Origin of the sequence: Nostoc sp. 2RC (assembly GCF_014222165.1) — a bacterium.
Lineage (GTDB): Bacteria > Cyanobacteriota > Cyanobacteriia > Cyanobacteriales > Nostocaceae > Nostoc > Nostoc linckia.
The window spans coordinates 1-20,121 of the sequence record NZ_JACKZU010000135.1 but is presented as its reverse complement, the minus strand read 5'-3'; the positions used below and the strand labels follow the sequence as shown (position 1 = coordinate 20,121).

Below are 20,121 nucleotides of genomic sequence, written 5' to 3'. Positions count from 1 at the left end.
TCTTTCCCCGCGTCAGTGCGTCTCCCCGTCCCCGCGTCTTCTTCACCCCCCCTCACCCTCAACCTGCAAGAAGTGATGTTGGGGTATTCTGACAGCAACAAAGACTCTGGTTTTTTAAGCAGCAATTGGGAAATTCATAAAGCACAAAAATCGCTGCAAAAAATCGCAGAAGGTTACGGTGTGAATTTGCGGATTTTCCACGGACGCGGCGGTTCTGTGGGAAGGGGAGGCGGCCCGGCTTACGAAGCGATTTTGGCTCAACCGGGTCACAGCATCAACGGGCGGATTAAGATTACCGAACAAGGGGAAGTTTTGGCTTCTAAATATTCCTTGTTGGACTTAGCTTTGTACCACATGGAGACCATCACCACCGCAGTAATTCAAGCTAGTTTGCTGCGGACAGGGTTTGATGATATCGAACCTTGGAATGAGATTATGGAAGAACTAGCAGCGCGATCGCGTCAACATTATCGTGCCTTAATTTACGAGCAACCTGATTTTATCGACTTTTTCCACCAAGTCACCCCCATTGAAGAAATTAGCCAACTGCAAATTAGTTCCCGTCCAGCACGGCGTCCCTCCGGTAAAAAAGACCTAAGCAGTTTGCGGGCCATTCCTTGGGTATTTAGCTGGACACAAACTCGCTTTTTATTACCTTCTTGGTATGGTGTCGGCACGGCTTTGCAAGAATTCTTGAACGAAGAACCAGAAGAACACTTAAAACTACTGCGTTATTTTTACATCAAGTGGCCTTTCTTCAAAATGGTAATTTCCAAAGCAGAAATGACCTTAGCAAAAGTAGACATGCAAATGGCGCAGCACTACGTTCAAGAATTATCAAAGCCGGAAGATAAAGAACGCTTTGTTAAAGTTTTTGAGCAAATTGCCAGTGAATTTAATCTCACAAGAGATTTGGTGTTAAAAATCACCAATCACAATAAGCTCTTAGATGGCGACCCCATATTGCAAAGGTCTGTACAATTACGCAATGGCACAATTGTACCCTTGGGATTTATCCAAGTTTCCCTGCTCAAGCGTTTACGCCAGTCCATGAATACCACTGCTACTTCTGGAGTCATTCACTCTCGTTACAGCAAAGGCGAATTACTGCGAGGAGCATTGTTAACCATTAATGGTATTGCTGCTGGTATGAGAAATACAGGTTGATGGGGAATGCGGCATGGGGCATGGGGAGATGAGGGAGCAAAACACTTGAGTTAAAATACTTGTCGGCGAGTATTAAAGACTCGTGGTCGAATCTCAAAGACACATGCCCCATGACTAATGACTAATGACTAAAAACAAAATTCTAATTTGCACATTTTTAGCCCTAGCATCAGGTTTTTTTACTGCTTATACCACTGGACAAATCACCACCATGCTGCATAACCAGAAGTGTGCAAACCAATACTGGGGTTTGAAGGTAATATGCAACACTGGGGCGACGCTAGGAGGAATGTGGCAAGGTAGCACAACGGGATTGTGGATGGGTACAGTTTTAGGGGCGTTTGTTGGTGGTTTGGTGACGCGGGAAACTCGTAATTAGGGAACTCTCATAAATAAAAACAATCACTTGGAGTTGTTGATTGTTGATTGTTGACAGGATATTGTTCTCAGCAAGACTGGTAAAATCTACTCATAGCGAAGAAGAGTAAATCACCATGACTACTGAAACTAACCCAGGTAATCAAACGACTACAGGTGCGGATGCTGTTGATGAAGCGATCGCACGGGGAATTGATTTTGATGGTTCTCCAATTCCGCCTGCCAAATTAGAACTTTATCGCAAAGTCATGGGGCTAGAGGGCAATAGACAGCGCAGTGGTGTATCTAATACGATGCGATCGCGCATTGTCCGCATTGGTGCAAAACATATCCCCCAAGCTGAACTCGATCAATTGCTTACAGATGCAGATTTCGCACCTTTAAAAGAAAAAGAAATTGCCTTTTATTACGGCGGCAAATAAAGTTAAGAGTTAGGAGTTTGGAGTTAGGAGTTGTAAGATAAATTCGCCTTCTAATTGCTTATAGAAAAAGCACTCCAAAGAGCCAAGGCTGAGCTTTGGCTAATCTAATATATTGTGGTTAGGGTTTGAACAGTTGGGTTGTAAGGAATTAGGGTTAATTGAGCGCGGATAATATCAATTGTTAATTCCTAACTCCTCACTTCTAACTCCTAACTTTTTACTCCTCACTTTTCTAAATTTTTTACACTCAAAACGTGTGGTGGCGTTGAATCTGGTGGATAAATCACATCTACGTTTACTATCCGCTTTGTGGAGGGTGGAAGTGTAAGTTGCACTAATGGTTCTAATACCTGTCCAGTTCTATGCCATAAATGCACATAGCGGATTTTTTGTTGACCTTGATCGTCGAAATAACGTACCCGCACCGTACCACGGAAGAAAGGAAAATCGAGGGATGGTTTGCGGAAACGCAGGCCACCTTGGGATAATTTATCTTCCTTTAAAGGTGTTTCTAAGGTAACAGCGACGGTCTGATTTTGAGTAGTGTTATTACTTAAGGGTAAAGTCAGTTTGTATTCCACAGCGTAATTACCGTGTGCTTCGTATGCTGTATCGGGATAGCGTACCAGCATCTTGGCTGTTTGGATTTGTTCGGTACCCAATCGACCACCCCGCAGTGTAACTATAGGATAAGAGATAGCTTTGCCACGCTGGGGAATAGTTAACTGTGTGGCTTGGGAATTATCCACCAATTTTGCTTGCCATTGGGAACCTTGGGAAACACCAGCTACACGTCCATAAATCAGTGCGCCACTGGTAGCATCTGGAGGAGTCGGTGTTTTATCTCGCGGCCCAGCGAAGTTACCTGTATCTAGTTGTCGGTGGAAGGATAATATTGCCAAAATTGTCACCATAATATTGCCACGACAAAGCTCAAAACGTTTATTCTGCCGTTAATCACTGATGCCAAAAATTTGGCAATTGGAATGATAATACTGCCGAAAACTAAAAATGGAACAATAAGCGTGCCAAAATTGTTAAATTAGATGACTCATTCAAAACGCTTTTGTAGCTAGAGTTACAATTAATAACACATCAGATCCCGTGCAATGGCTTGAGTAATAATCGGCTACTGTTTCTCCCAATTAATTAGTGTTTGCTACTTCTGACGTGCCATTGTTATAGACTGCATGTCTAACTCAAGTTTCAGGGAGTAAGAAAAATGCTCACCGATTACGAGTTTAAAAAATGGTGTAGCGACCAAAAATTATCAAAATTATCAATCTCAACTCTTACGGATATTCGTTCTAGTGAGCCAGCGCGACGAGTTGGGGGTGGAAGAAAGAATGTTTCAGGTTTTTACCCCAGCAAAAAGAATCAAAAAAGCATTCAATTTGAGTCTCATAAAGTCGAGCTTCCCTTTATTTATGAACTAGAGCATGATGAGGAGGTTCTGGAATATTACGACCAACCTCCGGCATTTAAAATAAATTACCAGTCCAAGTCGGGGCGAAATCTTGGATTTTTCTATACCCCAGACTTTTTCGTTATCAGAGCTTCGAGTGCTGGGTGGGTAGAGTGTAAAACAGAAAAAGAATTACAAAAGTTGCTTGTCAAACAGCCTCATCGTTACAGCTTTAATAGTGATGGTTGTTGGTTCTCACCACCTGCTTTATCCTATGCCGCACAATTTGGATTTGATTTTCAAATTTTTTCAGATGCTAAAATTAATTGGACTTTATACCGCAATCTAACCTTTTTAGAAGATTATTATCGTGCTATTGATGAGGGCAAAAATATTTGGGGTAGGTCGGACGAGTTAATTGAAAATATTGTTCGTTCTCAACCAGGGATAACGCTGAATCAATTGCTTGACAATAAGTTAGGAATTAGCGCCGACTCGATTTATTTTTTAATTGCTAGCGAGCAGATTTATATAGATTTAGGGGCGTGCTTACTAGTTGAGCCAGAACAATGCCAAGTTTTTTGTGACCGAGAGTATGCTTCTTCCCATAAATTGATATTTTTGTCATTGCGAAGTGCAGATACAATAACTGTTCCAGTCATAAATTTAGTTCCCAAAGAACAAATAAACTGGGATGGTCAAATCTATACATTGATAAAAGTTGGTCATACACAAATTACTCTGCGCTCTGAATTAGGGGAGTTGATTGACTTACCAGTTACCGAACTAGAGAGTAAAATTCGGCTGGGTCAAATAACAGTTAATAGACAGATGTATGCTGGCAGTAACCCCGACGAATTAAATTCAATATTAAAGGGTGCAAGCCAAAAAGATTTAGAAGATGCTAACCGACGTTACAGAAGTATTGAACCAATATTGTTAGGTCAAAAAATAGAAAATCCAACAGTCCCAGAACGCACTTTAAGGGATTGGCTAGCCAAATATAAACAGGCTCAACAACAGTACGGCTACGGCTATATTGGGCTTTTAAATCACTCCAATAAAAAAGGGAACCGCAACCGGAAGTTACCCCAACAAATCTTAGAATTAATCAATGAATTTATTACGCAAAGCTACGAAACCCACAAACAAAAACGTAAGTACGAGGTATATGGAGCTTTTTGTAATGCTTGCATCAATGCCGGAATTCCAGACGACCAAATTCCTAGCTATAAAACATTTATTAGCGAGATAAAACAGCGTAGTGGTTGGCAGCAAACTTTTAGCAGAGAAGGACATAGAGCTGCTTACCCACAACAATCGTTTTACTGGGAATTAGAGCTAACAACACCAAAACACGGAGATAGGTCATTAGAGGTTTGTCATATTGACCACACAAAATTGGACATAGAGCTACGATGTTCACATACAAACCAAGTACTTGGCAGACCTTGGGCTACATTTCTGGTAGACGCTTACAGTAGAAGAATCTTAGCAGTTTATTTAACTTTTGACCCTCCGAGTTACCGCAGTTGCATGATGGTACTGCGGATTTGTGTAATGCGCTACTCACGTTTGCCCCAAATCATAGTGACAGACAACGGTAAAGAATTCCACAGTACCTACTTCGAGAGCTTGTTAGCTCTGTTTGAATGCACGCTCAAACACCGTCCCCCTGCTGCATCCCGATTTAGTGGAGTTTGCGAGCGTTTATTTGGAACAGCTAACACTCAATTTGTTTATAACTTAGCTGGTAACACGCAGATTACCAAAAAAGTCAGGTTGATGACCAAAACAGTCAACCCTAAAAATCTAGCAATTTGGACTCTTGGGTTATTGTATCTGTATCTTTGCGAATGGGCTTACTCAGAATATGACACAACAGAACATCCAGCTTTAGGGATGTCTCCTTCTGACGCATTTAATCAAGGTATAGCAAAGTATGGATTAAGAACTCACCGACTAATACCCTGGGACGAAAACTTGAGAATTTTAACTTTACCAACAACACAATCACAGAAAGTAAAAGTTCACCCAGTCCAAGGGATACAAATTCGAGGAATTCATTACTGGAATTCGGTTTTCCGCGACCCTAGTATTCACAAAACGTATGTTGCAATAAGATACGACCCATTTGATATTGGGATTGCTTATGCCTATGTTCGTGGTCAGTGGATTGAATGTATTAGCGAATATTATGCAGCTTTTAAAGGGCGTTCAGAAAAAGAGATTTGGCTGGCAACAACTGAGTTGCAAAAACGTAAAAGCAATCATCATCAAGAATTTAAAGTTCGAGCCAAAAAATTAGCAGAATTTATTTCATCAGCAGAAGCAGAAGAGGTTTTACTTGTACAACGTCTCCGAGATAATCAAGGAAAAGAAGTATTTAAACTCATTGAATGTGAAAGAAATAAAATTCAATTTCATGAATCATTAAATTTGATAGAAACAGTAGCTTTTGAGCCAAATGAAAATAACAATTTAGAATCAGTTCAAGTAGAAAGCGTTACTCAAATACCTACTAAACTCCAAATTTTTGATTCTTATTAATCATGTCTAATCAAAAGCATTTTCCCACAGCATTACTGACACAATCAACGACAGAAAAGCTATTGTACTTCGACAAGTATACAATGGCACACCCTCGGCTAGAAGAAGCCTTCAATTTTCTCAAGCTGGCGGTTAGTAATTCTTCGGAATCACGAATTATCTTTATTTATGGTCCAACAGGGGTTGGTAAAACTACCCTACGTTTACTAATTGAAAAGTGGTTAGTTGAGTCGAATTTACCGCAACTCGAAATTGACCCAGGTTGCTTACCATTCGCATCAGTTGAGGCAGTGGTTCAAAAATCAGGAATATTTAACTCGAAAGACCATATTAAACGCTGCTTATTTGCCCTTAATGAACCACTAATTGAACATAAGATAGACTACGGCACACGAGGTATTTATCGGAACAATTCGGGGCAAATTGTGATTGAGCCAAAAGTTATTGAAACAGATTTAGGATGGGCGTTAGAGCAAGCTCTTAAACATCGCAAACCCAAAATATTTTTTATTGATGAAGCTCATCATATGCTAATGGTAGCCTCTGGACGCAAGCTAACAGATTTACCTGAAGCTATAAAGTCATTAGCTAACAGAACTGGAGTTGTACATGGTCTAGTAGGCACATACGAATTATTGACCCTACATGATGTTGGCGACCAGTTAAGCCGACGTAGTGTTTACTTACATTTTCCCCGTTACCATGCTGATATAGAACAAGACAGAGAAGTATTCCAAAGTGTGGTTTGGGGTTTTCAACTAAGGATGCCATTACAGCAAGAGCCTGATTTAGTATCACATTGGGATTACTGTTATGAGCGAAGTTTGGGTTGTGTAGGAATTCTAAAAAACTGGTTTCAGAACGCATTGTTCGATGCAATTAATGAAGGATCTGACTCTGTTGAGCTTAAACATCTAGAACGTCGCGCCTTATCGGTTGCCCAATGTCGAAACATCCTCAAAAAAATTAAAGAAGGAGAGAATAATCAGGCACAAATTGACGGACAAGTTCAGCAACTGCGTGCGGAATTGGGCTTACCAATAAAATCTGCGCTAATTGATAACGACATTAAACAAGTTGAGATTCAACCACAACAGAGTAACTCAACTTTGAGAAAAGTGCAGTCTAAAGTCGGACAACCATTACCTAAGCGTCGTCAAGTAGGAACTTGAGTGATATGCCCACATTAACCCTAAAACTTTACCCATCGTGGGATACGCAAAAATCTCCGATTCCACCAAGAAGCCGTTTGTATAATCTAGAGCCAATTGGTATAGGAACTCCTTATGTAGAAAGTTTAACAAGCTATATCATTAGACTAGCTGAACAACATTGCATCACTACTAGAAAGCTACTTATAAAGGAAATTGCCCCATTTATGGGTAGAGAACCGAAATTATCAAACTTAAGAAATGAAAGGAATGAAAGTATCGGCAAAATACTTGGAGTTAATAGAGATAGAACAGCAACTAATGGAACGGGCTTAATGGCAACTAATTTAGTATGTGCAATGTCCATCCTGACGAAACGAACAGACTTACATTTTCTTACCCTTATACCTTGGGAAAAGGTGCTTTCTAAAAGGGATTTACTTCGCCATGAGCGTGTTTGGTGTCCTTCTTGTTACCAAGAATGGCGTGATACTAACAAAAGTATTTATGAACCACTTATTTGGTGTATTAATGTAGTTCAGATTTGTCCAATCCACCACCATCCTTTTTTATCAGTGTGTCCTCATTGTTTGAATCAACAACTTGTGCTTTCTGGTGATTCTCAGACCGGACACTGTAATAAATGCGGTAAATGGCTGGGGAGTTACCGATACAAAAATGGTGGAGTCAACAAAATTAAAAAAGCGGATGAAATTGCTTGGCAACTTCATGTGAATCACGAATTGGGAGAATTAATCGCATCTGCACCTACTATCATATCTCCGATTAATTCAAATCGGATTAGTCAGACAATTTCTACTTTTATTAATCAAGCATTTCAATCAAATCAAGCTGCCTTATCTCGCGCTATTTTAGTAAATCAAGCAACAATTGGTTCATGGTGTAAAGGAAAAGTAATACCTCAAATAGATAAACTTTTGCTACTAAGTCATCAGATGAAAATTAAATTGCTTGATTTTTTGACAACAGATATTTTAGTTTTTGATAATATTGTTTGTGGCTCATCAACAAATCAAGCCGAACACCCAAAAAAGTCCTATACGAGAATCAATTCCGAGAGAAAGCAAGTTTTAAATATAATTCTTCAGGAAGTAATTAATGAGTACCCACCACCTTCTTTAGAAGATGTTGCGTTTCGTCTAAAACATTATCCGCTTTGTTTACAGAATCATTTCCCCGAATTGTGTCAAATAATTAAAGTTAGACACGCTGATTATAAAAGCGTGAGTAGACAGCAAAAAATTCAACCTATTCTCGAATTAGCACTTCAGGAATTTCCACCTCCTTCATTCCTAGAAATTTCTCGACGACTAGGCTACAAAAATAACAGCTATTTATACAGATATTTTCCTGAACTTTCTCGTTCTATCTCCAAGCGTTACCAAGAATACAATAATGCAATTGGTAAGAAAAAAAGAGAGCTTGTATGCCAAGAAATACAAAATGTTGCTCAATTGCTTCATTTACAAGGACAAAAACCTACACAACGTCGGGTTACTCAACTTCTTACCAAGCCGGGAGTGATGCGTAACCTTTGGGTTCGGTCTTACTTACGTGAAATTCAACAGTCTCTTGGCTATGATTAACACATTTGGCAACTGAGTACAACCTATCCTTAGGATTAGAAGTATAATTTTGCCGAAGTTAATTGGAAGCATAAGCAAGCCATTCCGGCAATATTATCCTTCCACCGACACTAGTAAAGCTTGCCATTCCTTGAGAGTCGGTTGACGTTCGCTACCATCAGAATTTTTCTTGGCAAACATGGCTAAACTTGCTGCATAAACTGAATCGCTACTACGCAGCCGCATAAAACTAGACCTACCGTTGATTGGTTTTTCTAGATTTCTGACAGGAATGGGATGATTTAGCAACATCCGGCTTTTTCCTGGAGGAATTACCAGTTGGGCGGGAAAATCAGCTTGGCGAACTCCCCGCAGTACATCAGCAACAGCGCGGGCCCCTGGCCCTGAATAAGTTTTACCATCGTTATTTTCAATATAAGGAGGTAACGTCACAAAGGGCGCATCCTGCATTAAATAACTCGCTGCTTGCAATACATCCACTGTTACAGGTTTTTTACCAGGGTTATGCACAATTACACCCAGATATAGAGTTTGTAAATCCTTGGGAGTGTGGGTGTAGTGGTGGGCGAATAAATCAAAACGTCCTTTAAAAGGAAAATTCAGATGGGCGGCGGTAACTTTTTTGCCGTTTGAAGGAAAGGTAGACAGTAAAACGCCTTCAGTTTTAATCCATTCTGGGCTATTGCTGTTAAAGACGGGTATTGTATCTAATTTTCCTGGTAAAACCCGCACTTCACCAGCTTGTACAATTTCTTGGTAAGTTGGCTTTGGCGAACTTTGAGCGATCGCGGAATTATGATTACGATTTGTGCATCCAAAGGTTTGAGTTATAGCTAATCCTAATAGAAATATGAATACAGGTGACGGTAATTTAACTAGCATAAATTTTATTTAGAAATCAGCCCCGGCATTAAAGATTAGGACTTACGCAACTGGCATATTATTTTAAGTTCGTAGTAAGGACTTTAGTCCTCTAATAAGGACTGAAGTCCTTACTACAAGCAAAAAAAATTGATTTTTTGTGACACTTGCGTAAGTCCTGAAGATAACCTGTTATTACTACAAGTTCCTTTAAGGGGATTTCTGAAGGACAATTAAAGTGATTAATTGAAGAAGAATTCAGAAGTCAGAATTCAGGAGTCAGAATTGGTGAATACTCTACGCACAAGGGGATAGAGTCTTGATTACGAAAAATATTTATTTTAGTTTAGGCAACTTTTACCTCCAAGGTTATTGTGAATACTCCTTGTTATGAAGCGCCTGTTTTTGTGAATTTGACAAGGTTTCTATATAAAGCTCAACTGCTTCTTTAATATCTACCTGTACTTTTTCTAGGGAATCACCTTGAGATTGACAACCAGGAAGTTCAGGGCAATAAGCATAATATCCATATTCATCTTTTTCGATAACAATGGTAACTTTATACGACATATCAAAGTTACCTTTGCTCAGGAGCTTCCAAATAAAAAAATGTACAATTTTTCTTGTGGGGTGGGCGTCTCGCCCGCCCGTTGACAGGGGCGGACAAGATGTCCACCCCACCAGAGTGGATAATTTATTTCTTGGTAATCCCTCATTCAATAAATATTATTACCTCTCATCTGTGTTGCCTTAGGAAGCGCGAGAACGAGAAAATCAGGCTTTGCCGAGGAAGTTCGTTACAAAAACAGAAACCATAACCATAACCTTAAAGCTCAACCGTAAAATCAACATAAAGTTTCAGCAATATTACTGGCGACAATTAAATAATTTACTAATAAGCGGAATTGATGCCGACAGGATAGGGCTGCAAATAATTACTGATTGAGGCTGTGAGGCTAAAGAATGAAGAGGAGTGCAAAGTCTCAACGGGTTTGCTGGTGGTTTCTACCAAAATTGACCCGCTACAGTTTAACTTTGTTGCTGAGTGCGCTAATGCTTGCTGATGCTGTGGGGGCGACACCGAGAAACTGGGTATTGCCCCCACTGCCCCCACAGCAGCCAGAAACCACTCAACCAAATGCCACTCGCGCTGCTGCGGAACGAGTTTTTCAAGAGGGACAGCAGCTTTACCAACAAGGGACAGCAGAATCACTGCGAGGGGCAATTGTGAAATGGCAAGCAGCGCTGAAGCTTTGGCAACAAGTTAATGATAAAGGCTGGGAAGCCATAATTCTCAACAATATTGGCTTTGTCTACTACTCATTAGGAGAAAATCAAGAAGCGCTCAAATACTACAACCAAGCTTTACCCATACGCCGTGCAGTGGAGGATAGAAAGGGGGAAGCCACCACCCTTAACAATATTGGCATTGTCTACAATGATTTGGGAGAAAAGCAAGAAGCGCTTAAATACTTCAACCAAGCTTTACCTATACGCCGTGCAGTGAACGACACAGGAGGGGAAGCCGCCACCCTCAACAATATTGGCGGTGTCTACAAAGATTTGGGAGAAAAGCAAGAGGCGCTCAAATACTACAACCAAGCTTTACCCTTATCCCGTGCAGTGGGGGACAGAAGAGGGGAAGCCAGAACCCTCAACAATATTGGCTTAGTCTACTACTTATTAGCAGAAAAGCAAGAGGCGCTCAAATACTACAACCAAGCTTTACCCTTATCCCGTGCAGTGGGGGACAGAAGAGGGGAAGCCAGAACCCTCAACAATATTGGCTTAGTCTACTACTTATTAGCAGAAAAGCAAGAGGCGCTCAAATACTACAACCAAGCTTTACCCTTATCCCGTGCAGTGGGGGACAGAAGAGGGGAAGCCACCACCCTCAACAATATTGGCTTAGTTTACGACTTATTAGCAGAAAAGCAAGAGGCGCTCAAATACTACAACCAAGCTTTACCCATACGCCGTGCAGTGGGGGACAGAAGAGGGGAAGCCACTACCCTCTACAATATCGGCGGTGTCTACGACTCATTAGGAGAAAAGCAAGAAGCGCTTAAATACTTCAACCAAGCTTTACCCATATACCTTGCAGTGGAGGACAGAAAGGGGGAAGCCAGAACCCTCAACAATATAGGCGGTGTCTACAACTCATTAGGAGAAAAGCAAGAAGCGCTTAAATACCTTAACCAAGCTTTACCCTTATCCCGTGCAGTGGGGGATAGAGGAGGGGAAGCCACCGCCCTCAACAATATAGGCGGTGTCTACGACTCATTAGGAGAAAAGCAACAAGCAATTCAATTCTACAACCAAGCTTTACCTATACGCCGTGCAGTGAACGACACAGGAGGGGAAGCCGCCACCCTCAACAATATTGGCTTAGTCTACAACTCATTAGGAGAAAAGCAAGAGGCGCTTAAATACCTTAACCAAGCTTTACCCTTATCCCGTGCAGTGGGAGATAGGGAAGGAGAAGCCACCACCCTCAACAATATTGGCTTAGTCTACAACTCATTAGGAGAAAAGCAACAAGCAATTCAATTCTACAATCAAGCTTTACCCATACTTAGTGCAGTGGGGGATAGAGGAGGGGAAGCCAGAACCCTCAACAATATTGGCAATGTCTACAACTCATTAGGAGAAAAGCAACAAGCAATTCAATTCTACAATCAATCTTTACTCTTATCCCGTGCAGTGGGGGATAGGGAAGGGGAAGCCGTCACCCTCGTTAACATGGCTGTCCTAGAACGCAGTCAGGGTAATCTACAACAAGCCCAAACACATATTCAAGCTGCTATTGAAATCATTGAAGATTTACGCACCAAAATAGCCGACCAACAACTACGCGCTTCTTACTTTGCCTCAGTCCAAGGTTACTACAAGTTCTACACCGACCTGCTGATGCAACTGCACAAAAAAGACCCATCAAAAGGATACGATGCATTGGCACTGGAAGTTAGCGATCGCTCCCGCGCCCGTGGTCTAATTGAACTACTAACCGAAGCAAACATAGATATCAAAAAAGGCATTGACCCAAAACTTTTAGCAGAAGAACGCCGTTTGCAATGGCAAATCAATGCTCAAGAAAAATTATTATCAGAACTAGCAAGTAAAAAAGAAACCCCAGAACAAGTTTTAACTAACACCAAACAAAAAATTCAAGATTTACTCAAACAACAGCGAGAACTTGAAGTTAAAATCCGCGCCAATAACCCTGAATATGCCGATTTAAAATATCCCCAACCTCTGACTCTCAAACAAATTCAGCAACAACTAGATAAAGACACATTGCTATTGCAATATTCTTTGGGTGAAGAACGCAGCTATCTTTGGGCTGTTACACCAGACTCTCTCTATAGCTATGAACTTCCAAAACGCCAACAAATAGACAAAGCAGCCAAGAATTTATACGACAATTACTTAAAAAATCCTGGATACCAGGGAGTTTCCCCAGAAGAAACCGCCAAAGCTGCTAACGAACTGAGTCAACTTATCCTCAAACCTGTAGCTGATAAATTGGGGCAGAAACGCTTAGTAATTGTTGGCGATGAAGCTTTACAATACATTCCCTTCGCAGCGTTAACTACATCAACTAAATCGGCAGATGGTTCAGATTATAAACCATTGGTTGTCAACCATGAAATTATCTCTCTACCTTCCGCCTCCACCATTGCCATTCTCAGGAAACAAACCACAGGACGCACCAAAGCACCGAAAACCCTCGCCATCCTTGCAGACCCAGTGTTTAGCGCTAATGACGATCGAGTAACTGGCAAATCCTCCAATGTTGCTAATAATGACATTGACCAGCAACTACAAGAGTCTGCCCTGAAGCGGTCTACTAGAAACATCAAGCGCAGCGAAATTCAAAGACTCCCCGGTACAGAAAAAGAAGCGCAGGAAATTCTCAAACTTGTCTCACCCTCAGAGAACATCCAAGCCTTTGGTTTTGACGCAAACTACAACTGGGCTACCAACGACCAACTAAGTCAATACAAAATTCTGCATTTTGCCACCCACGGCTTTTTAGACAGCACTGAACCAGAGTTATCGGGAATTGTCCTTTCCCTGATAGATAAACAAGGCAAATCCCAAAGAGGCTTTTTGCGACTAGCTGATATCTTTAACCTCAACTTCCCAGCAGAGTTAGTGGTGCTGAGTGCTTGCCAAACCGGTCTTGGTGAAGAAGTGAAAGGAGAAGGGCTAGTGGGGTTGACAAGAGGATTAATGTATGCGGGTGCAGCGCGGGTAGTGGTGTCTTTATGGAACGTTGATGATGAAGCCACATCACTATTGATGAGCCAATTTTACAGCCAAATGTTGCAGCAAGGGAAAACCCCCGCCGCCGCCCTCAGAGCCGCACAACTCAAGATGTGGGAACAAGAAAAGTGGCGTAACCCCTATTCTTGGTCAGCCTTTACCCTGCTGGGCGAATGGAAATAACAATTCAAAATAGCAACGCAAAACACCACTTTACGTACCTCTGCGCTTACCTTTGCGTTTAAATTTCACCTCAAAATTTACAGGAATAATTTTTCATGAAAACCATATTTCCATCCACACAATTTATTTTTCCCTGCCTAGCCACAATAGGAATTTTAGGAATTTGGGCTTCAGTCTCAGCCCAACCACAAACCCCACCCAGCTTTACCAAGGTTGAAAATCCTAAAGAATTTCAACTACAAGGAAAAGGAGAACCCTCGCTGCTAAATCAGAAAGAAGAACTCCCCGGACAACGGGTAATCATTGGTTCCAAGGATGACCGTATTCCCATGACTAGCAGAAATTACCCTTGGTCAGCCATTGGTAAAATCGAGGGGGTAAGTGCTGAGGGTAACGGCTACAGTTGTACGGGAACCTTGATTTCTGAAGACGTTGTTTTGACAAATGCCCATTGTGTCGTTAACCCTGAAACCAGAAAAGTTAGTCAAGCGATCGCCTTTCTGCCAAACTTAGTTAATGGTGTCGTCAAAAGTAAAAATGATGTAGCTTACGCAACTAATGTTTATTACGGCACAGACTTTAAAAATGGCGATTTAGCTGATTACGCAAAGGATTGGGCGATTTTAAAACTCAACAAGCCCATCGGTAAAAAATATGGTTATTTGGGCTGGAAATCCTTACCATCTTCTAGTTTGGTTGGCGATACGAAAAAATTTGCCTTAGTCGGCTACTCTGGTGATTTTCCCAACCCCAAGAAAAAAGGTTATGAAAATCTAACTGCTGGTGAAAGTATGACTGCTGGCGTTCACCTGGGATGCAGTATCCTCCGCCGTCAGGATAATTTTTTGTACCACAACTGTGATACTAATCAAGGAGCTTCTGGAGGTGCAATTATCAGTAATATAAAGGGCAAATATTATATTTTAGCGCTCCATTCCGGCTCAAATGAGGTTAATGGATTGCTGTTGAACCGTGCGGTGGAAATGTCTCGTTTGGATGAGTGGTTGCAAAGGAATTAAGCAAGTTTAATACAGCGGAATTTAGGAGTTATACTGTTTATTTTTATACTCTAAGACTTACGCAAAATCATGAAAAAACGAACCGCGAAGGACACAAAGGACACGAAGTAAAGAGGGTTTCAGAGAGTTTTTGCGTAAGTCCTGTACTCAATTACTGTATTGCTTAGAGGTTGTTTGAAAAGTCTAAATTATTACTAACCGGGCGATTGGAAATCGCGGCTACACAGACGAAACCCACCTACGTGGGTTTTAAAACCTTAAAGCAATTTTCATCTATTTCAACCCCAATCCTGGTAGAGGCGAACGGCCGTTCTACAACGTGGTCTAACCTGAAAATTGCTGTAAGCATCAATCCATTGCCCTAATCTGCTGATTAGCTGCGTTTTCTGCCTGCACCATTGCCTGTTTTAATGATTGTTGCCCTAATAAGGCACTGATAAACTGATTCTCAAAATTATTCACGATCGCCCCTGGATATTTACCTACCTGCCAAGGTGTAGCATAATCAACACCAGCCACTAATGGCGATCGCAATATATCTTGGTCATAACCCAAATTCTTAGCTACTGATTTACGCGTTGGCAAAGCAAACCCGGTTCCTGTCCACTTCTGCATTCCAGCTTTCCCCGTCAAATAAGAAATCAACTCCCACGCTTCGGCTTTGTGCTGTGTTTGTTTGTTCATAACGTAGGCAACTGTAAACACCATTGTGCCTTTTTTGTCATTAATTGTAGGCACTTGGGCAGTAGCAAACTCTATTTGAGGAAAGGTTTCAGTTAAATAGGGAATTGCCCAGTTACCTTCAATTACCATTGCTACTTTATTTTGACCAAACATTTCACTACCCGAATTTGTCCCCACATCAGATTTTTGGGCAGAGGAACGGTCTTTTTGATACTGATCTATCACCAACTGTAAACCTTTTAAACTTGCCTCACTGGCAAAAGTCCCATAGCCATTTTGGTCAACAATTTTTCCGCCAAAAGCTTTGATTTTATAAACCTGACGCGCTAATTCTGGAATTTCTCCAAAGCCGTATTTATTAAGTTTGCCGGTCAATTGTTTGGAGTAACTACGTAGTTCTTCCCAAGTCGTTGGCGGGTTACTCAAACCAACTGTGGCAAAGGCTTTTTTATTATAAAATAGCGCTAGTGTGGAATAGTCTTTGGGAAGACCATAAATTTTGTTTTGGTATTTGAAGCTGTTAATTAAAGTTTCTTCAAAATCTCCTAAGTCAAATTCGGGAGTGATGTAATTATCTAGTGGTTCCAGAACATTTTGACTCATTAAAAAAGGAGCCTCTAAAGCATCTAGATAAAATACATCAGGTGCGGCTTCTCCAACTAAACGAGTTTTGATGACATCCATGTATTGGTCAGAAATCACCTCATATTTGACCTTAATATTTTGATGTTGTGCTTCAAAGTCTTGCAATACCTGTCTCAAGAGTTTTTGCTCCACAGGGGAACCTCCCCAACCGCTCAGTTTAATGGTAATTGCTGTAGATACTGAGTGTTGATTTGCTAATTGTAAATTGTGACAAGCGATAAAAGCGATCGCAATGGCGATCGCCACTCCAAAAACAGTTAATAACTTGCTTTTAATCACTGAAAATTTACAACAATTGACCATCGGTTACTGGCGATTATTTTTATTGTTAACTGTTAATTGTCAACAGCCTCAAGAGTAATATTTCACAAATAATTTAGATGACCGTTATACTTTTTTATTTTGCTGTATTTTACACTAACTTCCATTAGAAATACTTCTGAAGAATCATTCTTACTATATCTAACTCCCTCTCATTACTGATATCGTCTGTGGCTAAAGATTGATATTTTTCTTTGACAAATTTTTATTGAATAATGCAAGTTAAAATAACGAAGAATTCTTAACTAAATTGATGCAAGCACACTGAATTACTCGAAAAATGGATTGATGCCACAATGCTTCATCCATAAAGATACATTCATTATGGATTTTGTTCCGGTTGAAATATCTACTCCTATAAATCTGGAAATTGCCCAGATTACTACACCCCAAGTAATAATTTCTCCAACTCCTCGCATTCCCAAGGATGCTATTCGCAGAAGTTTAAAAGCCTCCACTGTGGATTCTGTGTTAGCAGCAGTTTATTCTATTGGTACTAGTGGGATTTTGCTTGCCAATTTATTGGTGGAATTAGACGCTAGTCCAGTGATATTTGGGATGTTGTCCTCTATCCCCATGTTGGTGAATTTGATTCAGCCTTTGGGTGCTTACTTGTCTGAACGTAGCACCAGCCGCTTTCAATACGCACTGCGGACACATGGAATCGCTCGTGTATTGTGGGTAATTTTAGTAATTGCGATCGCAGCTACCAGCTGGGGAGTGTTGAATCATAACTACCTGGTAATACTAACACTCTTGATTCTTCTATTAAGCAATCTTTTAGCAGGATTAGGAACCCCATCGTGGCTAAGTTGGATGGCAACCATCGTTCCCCGGCGATTACGGGGCAGGTATTTTGGGATACGTAATAGTGCTGCTAGTCTCACGAATTTGATTTGCGTACCAATAGCCGGTTTAGCTGTATCCCATTGGTATGGCGGAGTTGTCCAAGGCTATGGGGTAATTTTGTTTTTGAGTATGATTTTTGGAATTGTGGGGCTAGGATGCCAGTATTTTCAAGCGGATATGAATCCGTTATTGCAAAACACTCATGTTGGCAAATTCCCTCAAACAAGTGAAATTCAATCAGACACTACAAAAAAAGAAGAACTCCAGCCACAAGCAGAATTGGGCATGGGGTATGGGGAACATAATACTGCCAGTATGCCGAACCAGAAGGGGATGGAGTTTAGCGATACTTTGAATAAATCGTCCCAAGTAACTCAGCTAATTTATACAACGATAGAGCCAGTAAACTTCAGTATTTGCAAAAACTCTAACTTTTTGAAATTTCTGTTGTATTTCGGGTTATGGACGCTGGCTTTTAACCTCAGCGCTCCTTTTTTTAACCTCTACATGCTGGACACCTTGGATCTCAATGTTGGCTACGTGACTATCTACACAAGCCTGCAAGCGGGGGCAAATTTGCTGATGTTGATTGTGTGGGGCAAATTAGCAGACAAAATCGGCAATCGTCCCATCTTGCTGTTTGGTGGAATTCTGCTTGCAACCATACCATTACTGTGGCTGGGAATTGGTATTAATCAGCTTGATATTTGGTTGTGGTTGCCACTATTACATATCTTAGCTGGAGGAACAGGGGCGGCGATGGACTTGTGTAATAACAACATCCAATTAGGGATTGCGCCAATTAAAAATCAGTCTATCTATTTTGCGATCGCTGCTGCCGTTGCTGGAGCCAGTGGTGCTTTAGGCACAACCATAGGCAGCTTCATTTTGCAATTTACTCAATCTGGAGGGTTATTAGCATTATTCACCCTCTCTACCGTATTTCGCTTAACAGCACTGATTCCGTTAATTTTCACCCAAGAACCGGGAAAGTAAAGGACGTGGAGAGGGGGAGACGCTCTTACGCGGAGAGGTTAAGAATGTGCGGAGGGGGAGGGGAAAAGGCACGGTGACACAAAGACTGTCGATCGTAAATTCCCCGCGTCCCCGCGTCCCTCTTCTTCCTATTCTGCCGCACTAGAAGTCAAGGACATTGTTTCCCATAACACCATATGAGGCGGTGTTAACACAGGCTGATGTAAGGCAATCAGCTGAGTAATGGTGTTCTTTAATTGGGTACGGGGTACAATTTCATCTACAAAGCCGTGCAGGAGTAAATCTTCAGCTGTTTGAAAATCATCGGGTAGCTTTTCCCGTAGGGTTTGCTCAATCACTCGCCGACCTGCAAAACCAATTGTGGCCTTGGGTTCTGCCAAAATAATATCGCCCAACATTGCAAAACTAGCGGTAACGCCGCCTGTGGTGGGATTTGTCAAAACGGGAATATACAATAGTCTCGCGTCTTGATGGCGCTGTAGGGCTGCGGAAATTTTCGCCATCTGCATTAGCGAAAGCATACCTTCTTGCATTCTTGCGCCACCGGAGGTGCAGACAATAACTACAGGATAGCGGCGTTGAGTGGCTTGTTCAATCATGCGGGTGAGTTTTTCTCCCACAACGGAACCCATACTACCACCCATAAAGCGGAAGTCCATAACTCCAAGGGCAAGAGGCAAACCGTTGATTTGACCCAAACCAGTTTTAACTGCGTCTATTAAGCCAATTTTTTCCTGAGTTTCCCGTAGGCGATCGCTATATGGTTTGCGATCGCGAAATTGCAGGGGATCGGTTGGACGCAAATGCTCATCTAGAGGTTTCCAGGTATCGCGATCTATCAGTTGACGGATACGCTCATCACTGTCTACACGATTGTGATGACCGCATTCCACACAAACCATCAAGTTAGATCTCAAGTCTTTTGTATATGTCAACACACCGCAATTAGAACATTTATGCCACAATCCATCAGCTATTTCACGTTCTTGGCGTTCCAGACTGGTAGATCCTGATTTACGTCGATTTGCAAACCAGTCAAATAGAGACTTTAAACCGCGTGATTCTTCGTTGTTAGCCATTTTTATCTTATTTTAAGTGGGTATGAGGTCGAAACCATCTGAAGCCCTACCGGGTCGTCCTGTGCCATTAATCATTTGTTTTAACCAAAGAGTAATGACTAAATCATCAAATTAAGCTTTTAAGCAATTCAGACCTTAATTTTCATCTTTGGTTGCCAGCTTAACGAAAATACTTATGCCAACACAAGTCTCTTGCTCTTTTTTTAGAGGACTTTTTATATGAATCTAGTGACAAAGCCATGCAAATACTAACCTCCAAATAAGATGCTTACCCTCTCCCACCCAAATCAATTATTCTTTTTGTTGGGTCATAAGCAATCAGTATCTTTTTTATTAGTTATGCTTGCCAACCGTTAATCGTTGTCAAGAGGGTAATACCAGTCACGAGCTGAATATTATCAAAATGTGAAGGGCAGATGGCGTAATGCAAGTTACAGTCAGGAATTATAAAAAGCGGGGAATGATGACTGGTGACTGTTGACTGTTGACTGTTTAGTTATTATTCTCCCATGCCCCATACCCCATGCCCCATGCC

12 protein-coding genes and 2 pseudogenes are annotated in these 20,121 nt (G+C 41.3%); 9 read left to right on the top strand and 5 right to left on the bottom strand.

Annotated features, from left to right (window positions below; genetic code table 11):
• The 3 genes from GNE10_RS16695 to GNE10_RS16685 all read left to right on the top strand — a co-directional run.
• Nucleotides 1-1,167: phosphoenolpyruvate carboxylase (locus tag GNE10_RS16695; protein ID WP_185566144.1), on the top strand; the 1,167-nt coding region annotated here is incomplete at its 5' end.
• 124 nt (nt 1,168-1,291) lie between these two features.
• Complete coding sequence (locus GNE10_RS16690; protein WP_185566143.1) at nt 1,292-1,546, top strand: hypothetical protein; 255 nt, start codon at nt 1,292-1,294, stop codon at nt 1,544-1,546.
• A 115-nt stretch (nt 1,547-1,661) separates the two neighbouring features.
• Nucleotides 1,662-1,967, top strand: a complete 306-nt coding sequence (locus GNE10_RS16685) for a DUF4090 family protein (RefSeq protein ID WP_096536849.1) — start codon at nt 1,662-1,664, stop codon at nt 1,965-1,967.
• Between the two features lie 224 nt (nt 1,968-2,191).
• On the opposite strand, the pseudogene GNE10_RS16680 reads toward GNE10_RS16685, so the two are convergent.
• Nucleotides 2,192-2,842: pseudogene (locus tag GNE10_RS16680) on the bottom strand (DUF3370 family protein); the annotation flags it as partial.
• Nucleotides 2,843-3,189: 347 nt separating this feature from the next.
• Here GNE10_RS16680 and GNE10_RS16675 point away from each other — a divergent pair.
• From GNE10_RS16675 to GNE10_RS16665, 3 genes are read left to right on the top strand one after another with little or no spacing between them, the layout of a single operon-like run.
• Nucleotides 3,190-5,922 (top strand): TnsA endonuclease N-terminal domain-containing protein, encoded by a 2,733-nt coding sequence (locus tag GNE10_RS16675; RefSeq protein WP_185566142.1) that lies wholly within the window; start codon nt 3,190-3,192, stop codon nt 5,920-5,922.
• A 2-nt stretch (nt 5,923-5,924) separates the two neighbouring features.
• Nucleotides 5,925-7,094 carry an ATP-binding protein gene (locus GNE10_RS16670; protein WP_185566141.1) on the top strand — a complete coding sequence of 390 codons (1,170 nt, stop codon included), beginning with the start codon at nt 5,925-5,927 and terminating at the stop codon, nt 7,092-7,094.
• Between the two features lie 5 nt (nt 7,095-7,099).
• The gene (locus GNE10_RS16665) at nt 7,100-8,680 is read left to right on the top strand and encodes a TniQ family protein (protein ID WP_185566140.1); all 1,581 of its coding nucleotides are present in this window, start codon (nt 7,100-7,102) and stop codon (nt 8,678-8,680) included.
• A gap of 111 nt (nt 8,681-8,791) precedes the next feature.
• Here GNE10_RS16665 and GNE10_RS16660 read toward each other — a convergent pair.
• Nucleotides 8,792-9,562: pseudogene (locus GNE10_RS16660) on the bottom strand (DUF3370 family protein); the annotation flags it as partial.
• Nucleotides 9,563-9,910: 348 nt separating this feature from the next.
• A complete protein-coding gene (locus tag GNE10_RS16655) occupies nt 9,911-10,111 on the bottom strand; it encodes a type II toxin-antitoxin system HicB family antitoxin (RefSeq protein ID WP_260446911.1) in 201 nt (66 codons plus the stop codon).
• A 393-nt stretch (nt 10,112-10,504) separates the two neighbouring features.
• Here GNE10_RS16655 and GNE10_RS16650 point away from each other — a divergent pair, with 393 nt between their 5' ends.
• Together GNE10_RS16650 and GNE10_RS16645 are read left to right on the top strand one after the other, a co-directional pair.
• Nucleotides 10,505-13,993 (top strand): CHAT domain-containing tetratricopeptide repeat protein, encoded by a 3,489-nt coding sequence (locus GNE10_RS16650; RefSeq protein WP_185566139.1) that lies wholly within the window; start codon nt 10,505-10,507, stop codon nt 13,991-13,993.
• Nucleotides 13,994-14,088: 95 nt separating this feature from the next.
• Entirely contained in the window at nt 14,089-15,012 is a 924-nt protein-coding gene (locus GNE10_RS16645; protein WP_185566138.1) for a serine protease, read from the top strand.
• Nucleotides 15,013-15,360: 348 nt separating this feature from the next.
• Here GNE10_RS16645 and GNE10_RS16640 read toward each other — a convergent pair whose 3' ends face one another.
• Nucleotides 15,361-16,644 (bottom strand): ABC transporter substrate-binding protein, encoded by a 1,284-nt coding sequence (locus tag GNE10_RS16640; protein ID WP_185566137.1) that lies wholly within the window; start codon nt 16,642-16,644, stop codon nt 15,361-15,363.
• Between the two features lie 342 nt (nt 16,645-16,986).
• Here GNE10_RS16640 and GNE10_RS16635 point away from each other — a divergent pair, with 342 nt between their 5' ends.
• On the top strand, nt 16,987-18,507 hold the full coding sequence (locus tag GNE10_RS16635; RefSeq protein WP_185566136.1) for an MFS transporter: 1,521 nt from the start codon (nt 16,987-16,989) through the stop codon (nt 18,505-18,507).
• 128 nt (nt 18,508-18,635) lie between these two features.
• On the opposite strand, the gene accD is transcribed toward GNE10_RS16635, so the two are convergent.
• The gene (gene accD / locus GNE10_RS16630) at nt 18,636-19,586 is read right to left on the bottom strand and encodes an acetyl-CoA carboxylase, carboxyltransferase subunit beta (protein ID WP_185566135.1); all 951 of its coding nucleotides are present in this window, start codon (nt 19,584-19,586) and stop codon (nt 18,636-18,638) included.
• Nucleotides 19,587-20,121 lie beyond the last annotated feature (535 nt).

What these genes read in the sequence shown, in the direction of transcription:
- GNE10_RS16690 (WP_185566143.1), top strand. Translation starts at nt 1,292, where the DNA reads ATGACTAAAAACAAAATTCTAATTTGCACATTTTTAGCCCTAGCATCA.
- GNE10_RS16685 (WP_096536849.1), top strand. Translation starts at nt 1,662, where the DNA reads ATGACTACTGAAACTAACCCAGGTAATCAAACGACTACAGGTGCGGAT.
- GNE10_RS16675 (WP_185566142.1), top strand. Translation starts at nt 3,190, where the DNA reads ATGCTCACCGATTACGAGTTTAAAAAATGGTGTAGCGACCAAAAATTA.
- GNE10_RS16670 (WP_185566141.1), top strand. Translation starts at nt 5,925, where the DNA reads ATGTCTAATCAAAAGCATTTTCCCACAGCATTACTGACACAATCAACG.
- GNE10_RS16665 (WP_185566140.1), top strand. Translation starts at nt 7,100, where the DNA reads ATGCCCACATTAACCCTAAAACTTTACCCATCGTGGGATACGCAAAAA.
- GNE10_RS16655 (WP_260446911.1), bottom strand. Translation starts at nt 10,111, where the DNA reads ATGTCGTATAAAGTTACCATTGTTATCGAAAAAGATGAATATGGATAT.
- GNE10_RS16650 (WP_185566139.1), top strand. Translation starts at nt 10,505, where the DNA reads ATGAAGAGGAGTGCAAAGTCTCAACGGGTTTGCTGGTGGTTTCTACCA.
- GNE10_RS16645 (WP_185566138.1), top strand. Translation starts at nt 14,089, where the DNA reads ATGAAAACCATATTTCCATCCACACAATTTATTTTTCCCTGCCTAGCC.
- GNE10_RS16640 (WP_185566137.1), bottom strand. Translation starts at nt 16,644, where the DNA reads ATGGTCAATTGTTGTAAATTTTCAGTGATTAAAAGCAAGTTATTAACT.
- GNE10_RS16635 (WP_185566136.1), top strand. Translation starts at nt 16,987, where the DNA reads ATGGATTTTGTTCCGGTTGAAATATCTACTCCTATAAATCTGGAAATT.
- accD (WP_185566135.1), bottom strand. Translation starts at nt 19,586, where the DNA reads ATGGCTAACAACGAAGAATCACGCGGTTTAAAGTCTCTATTTGACTGG.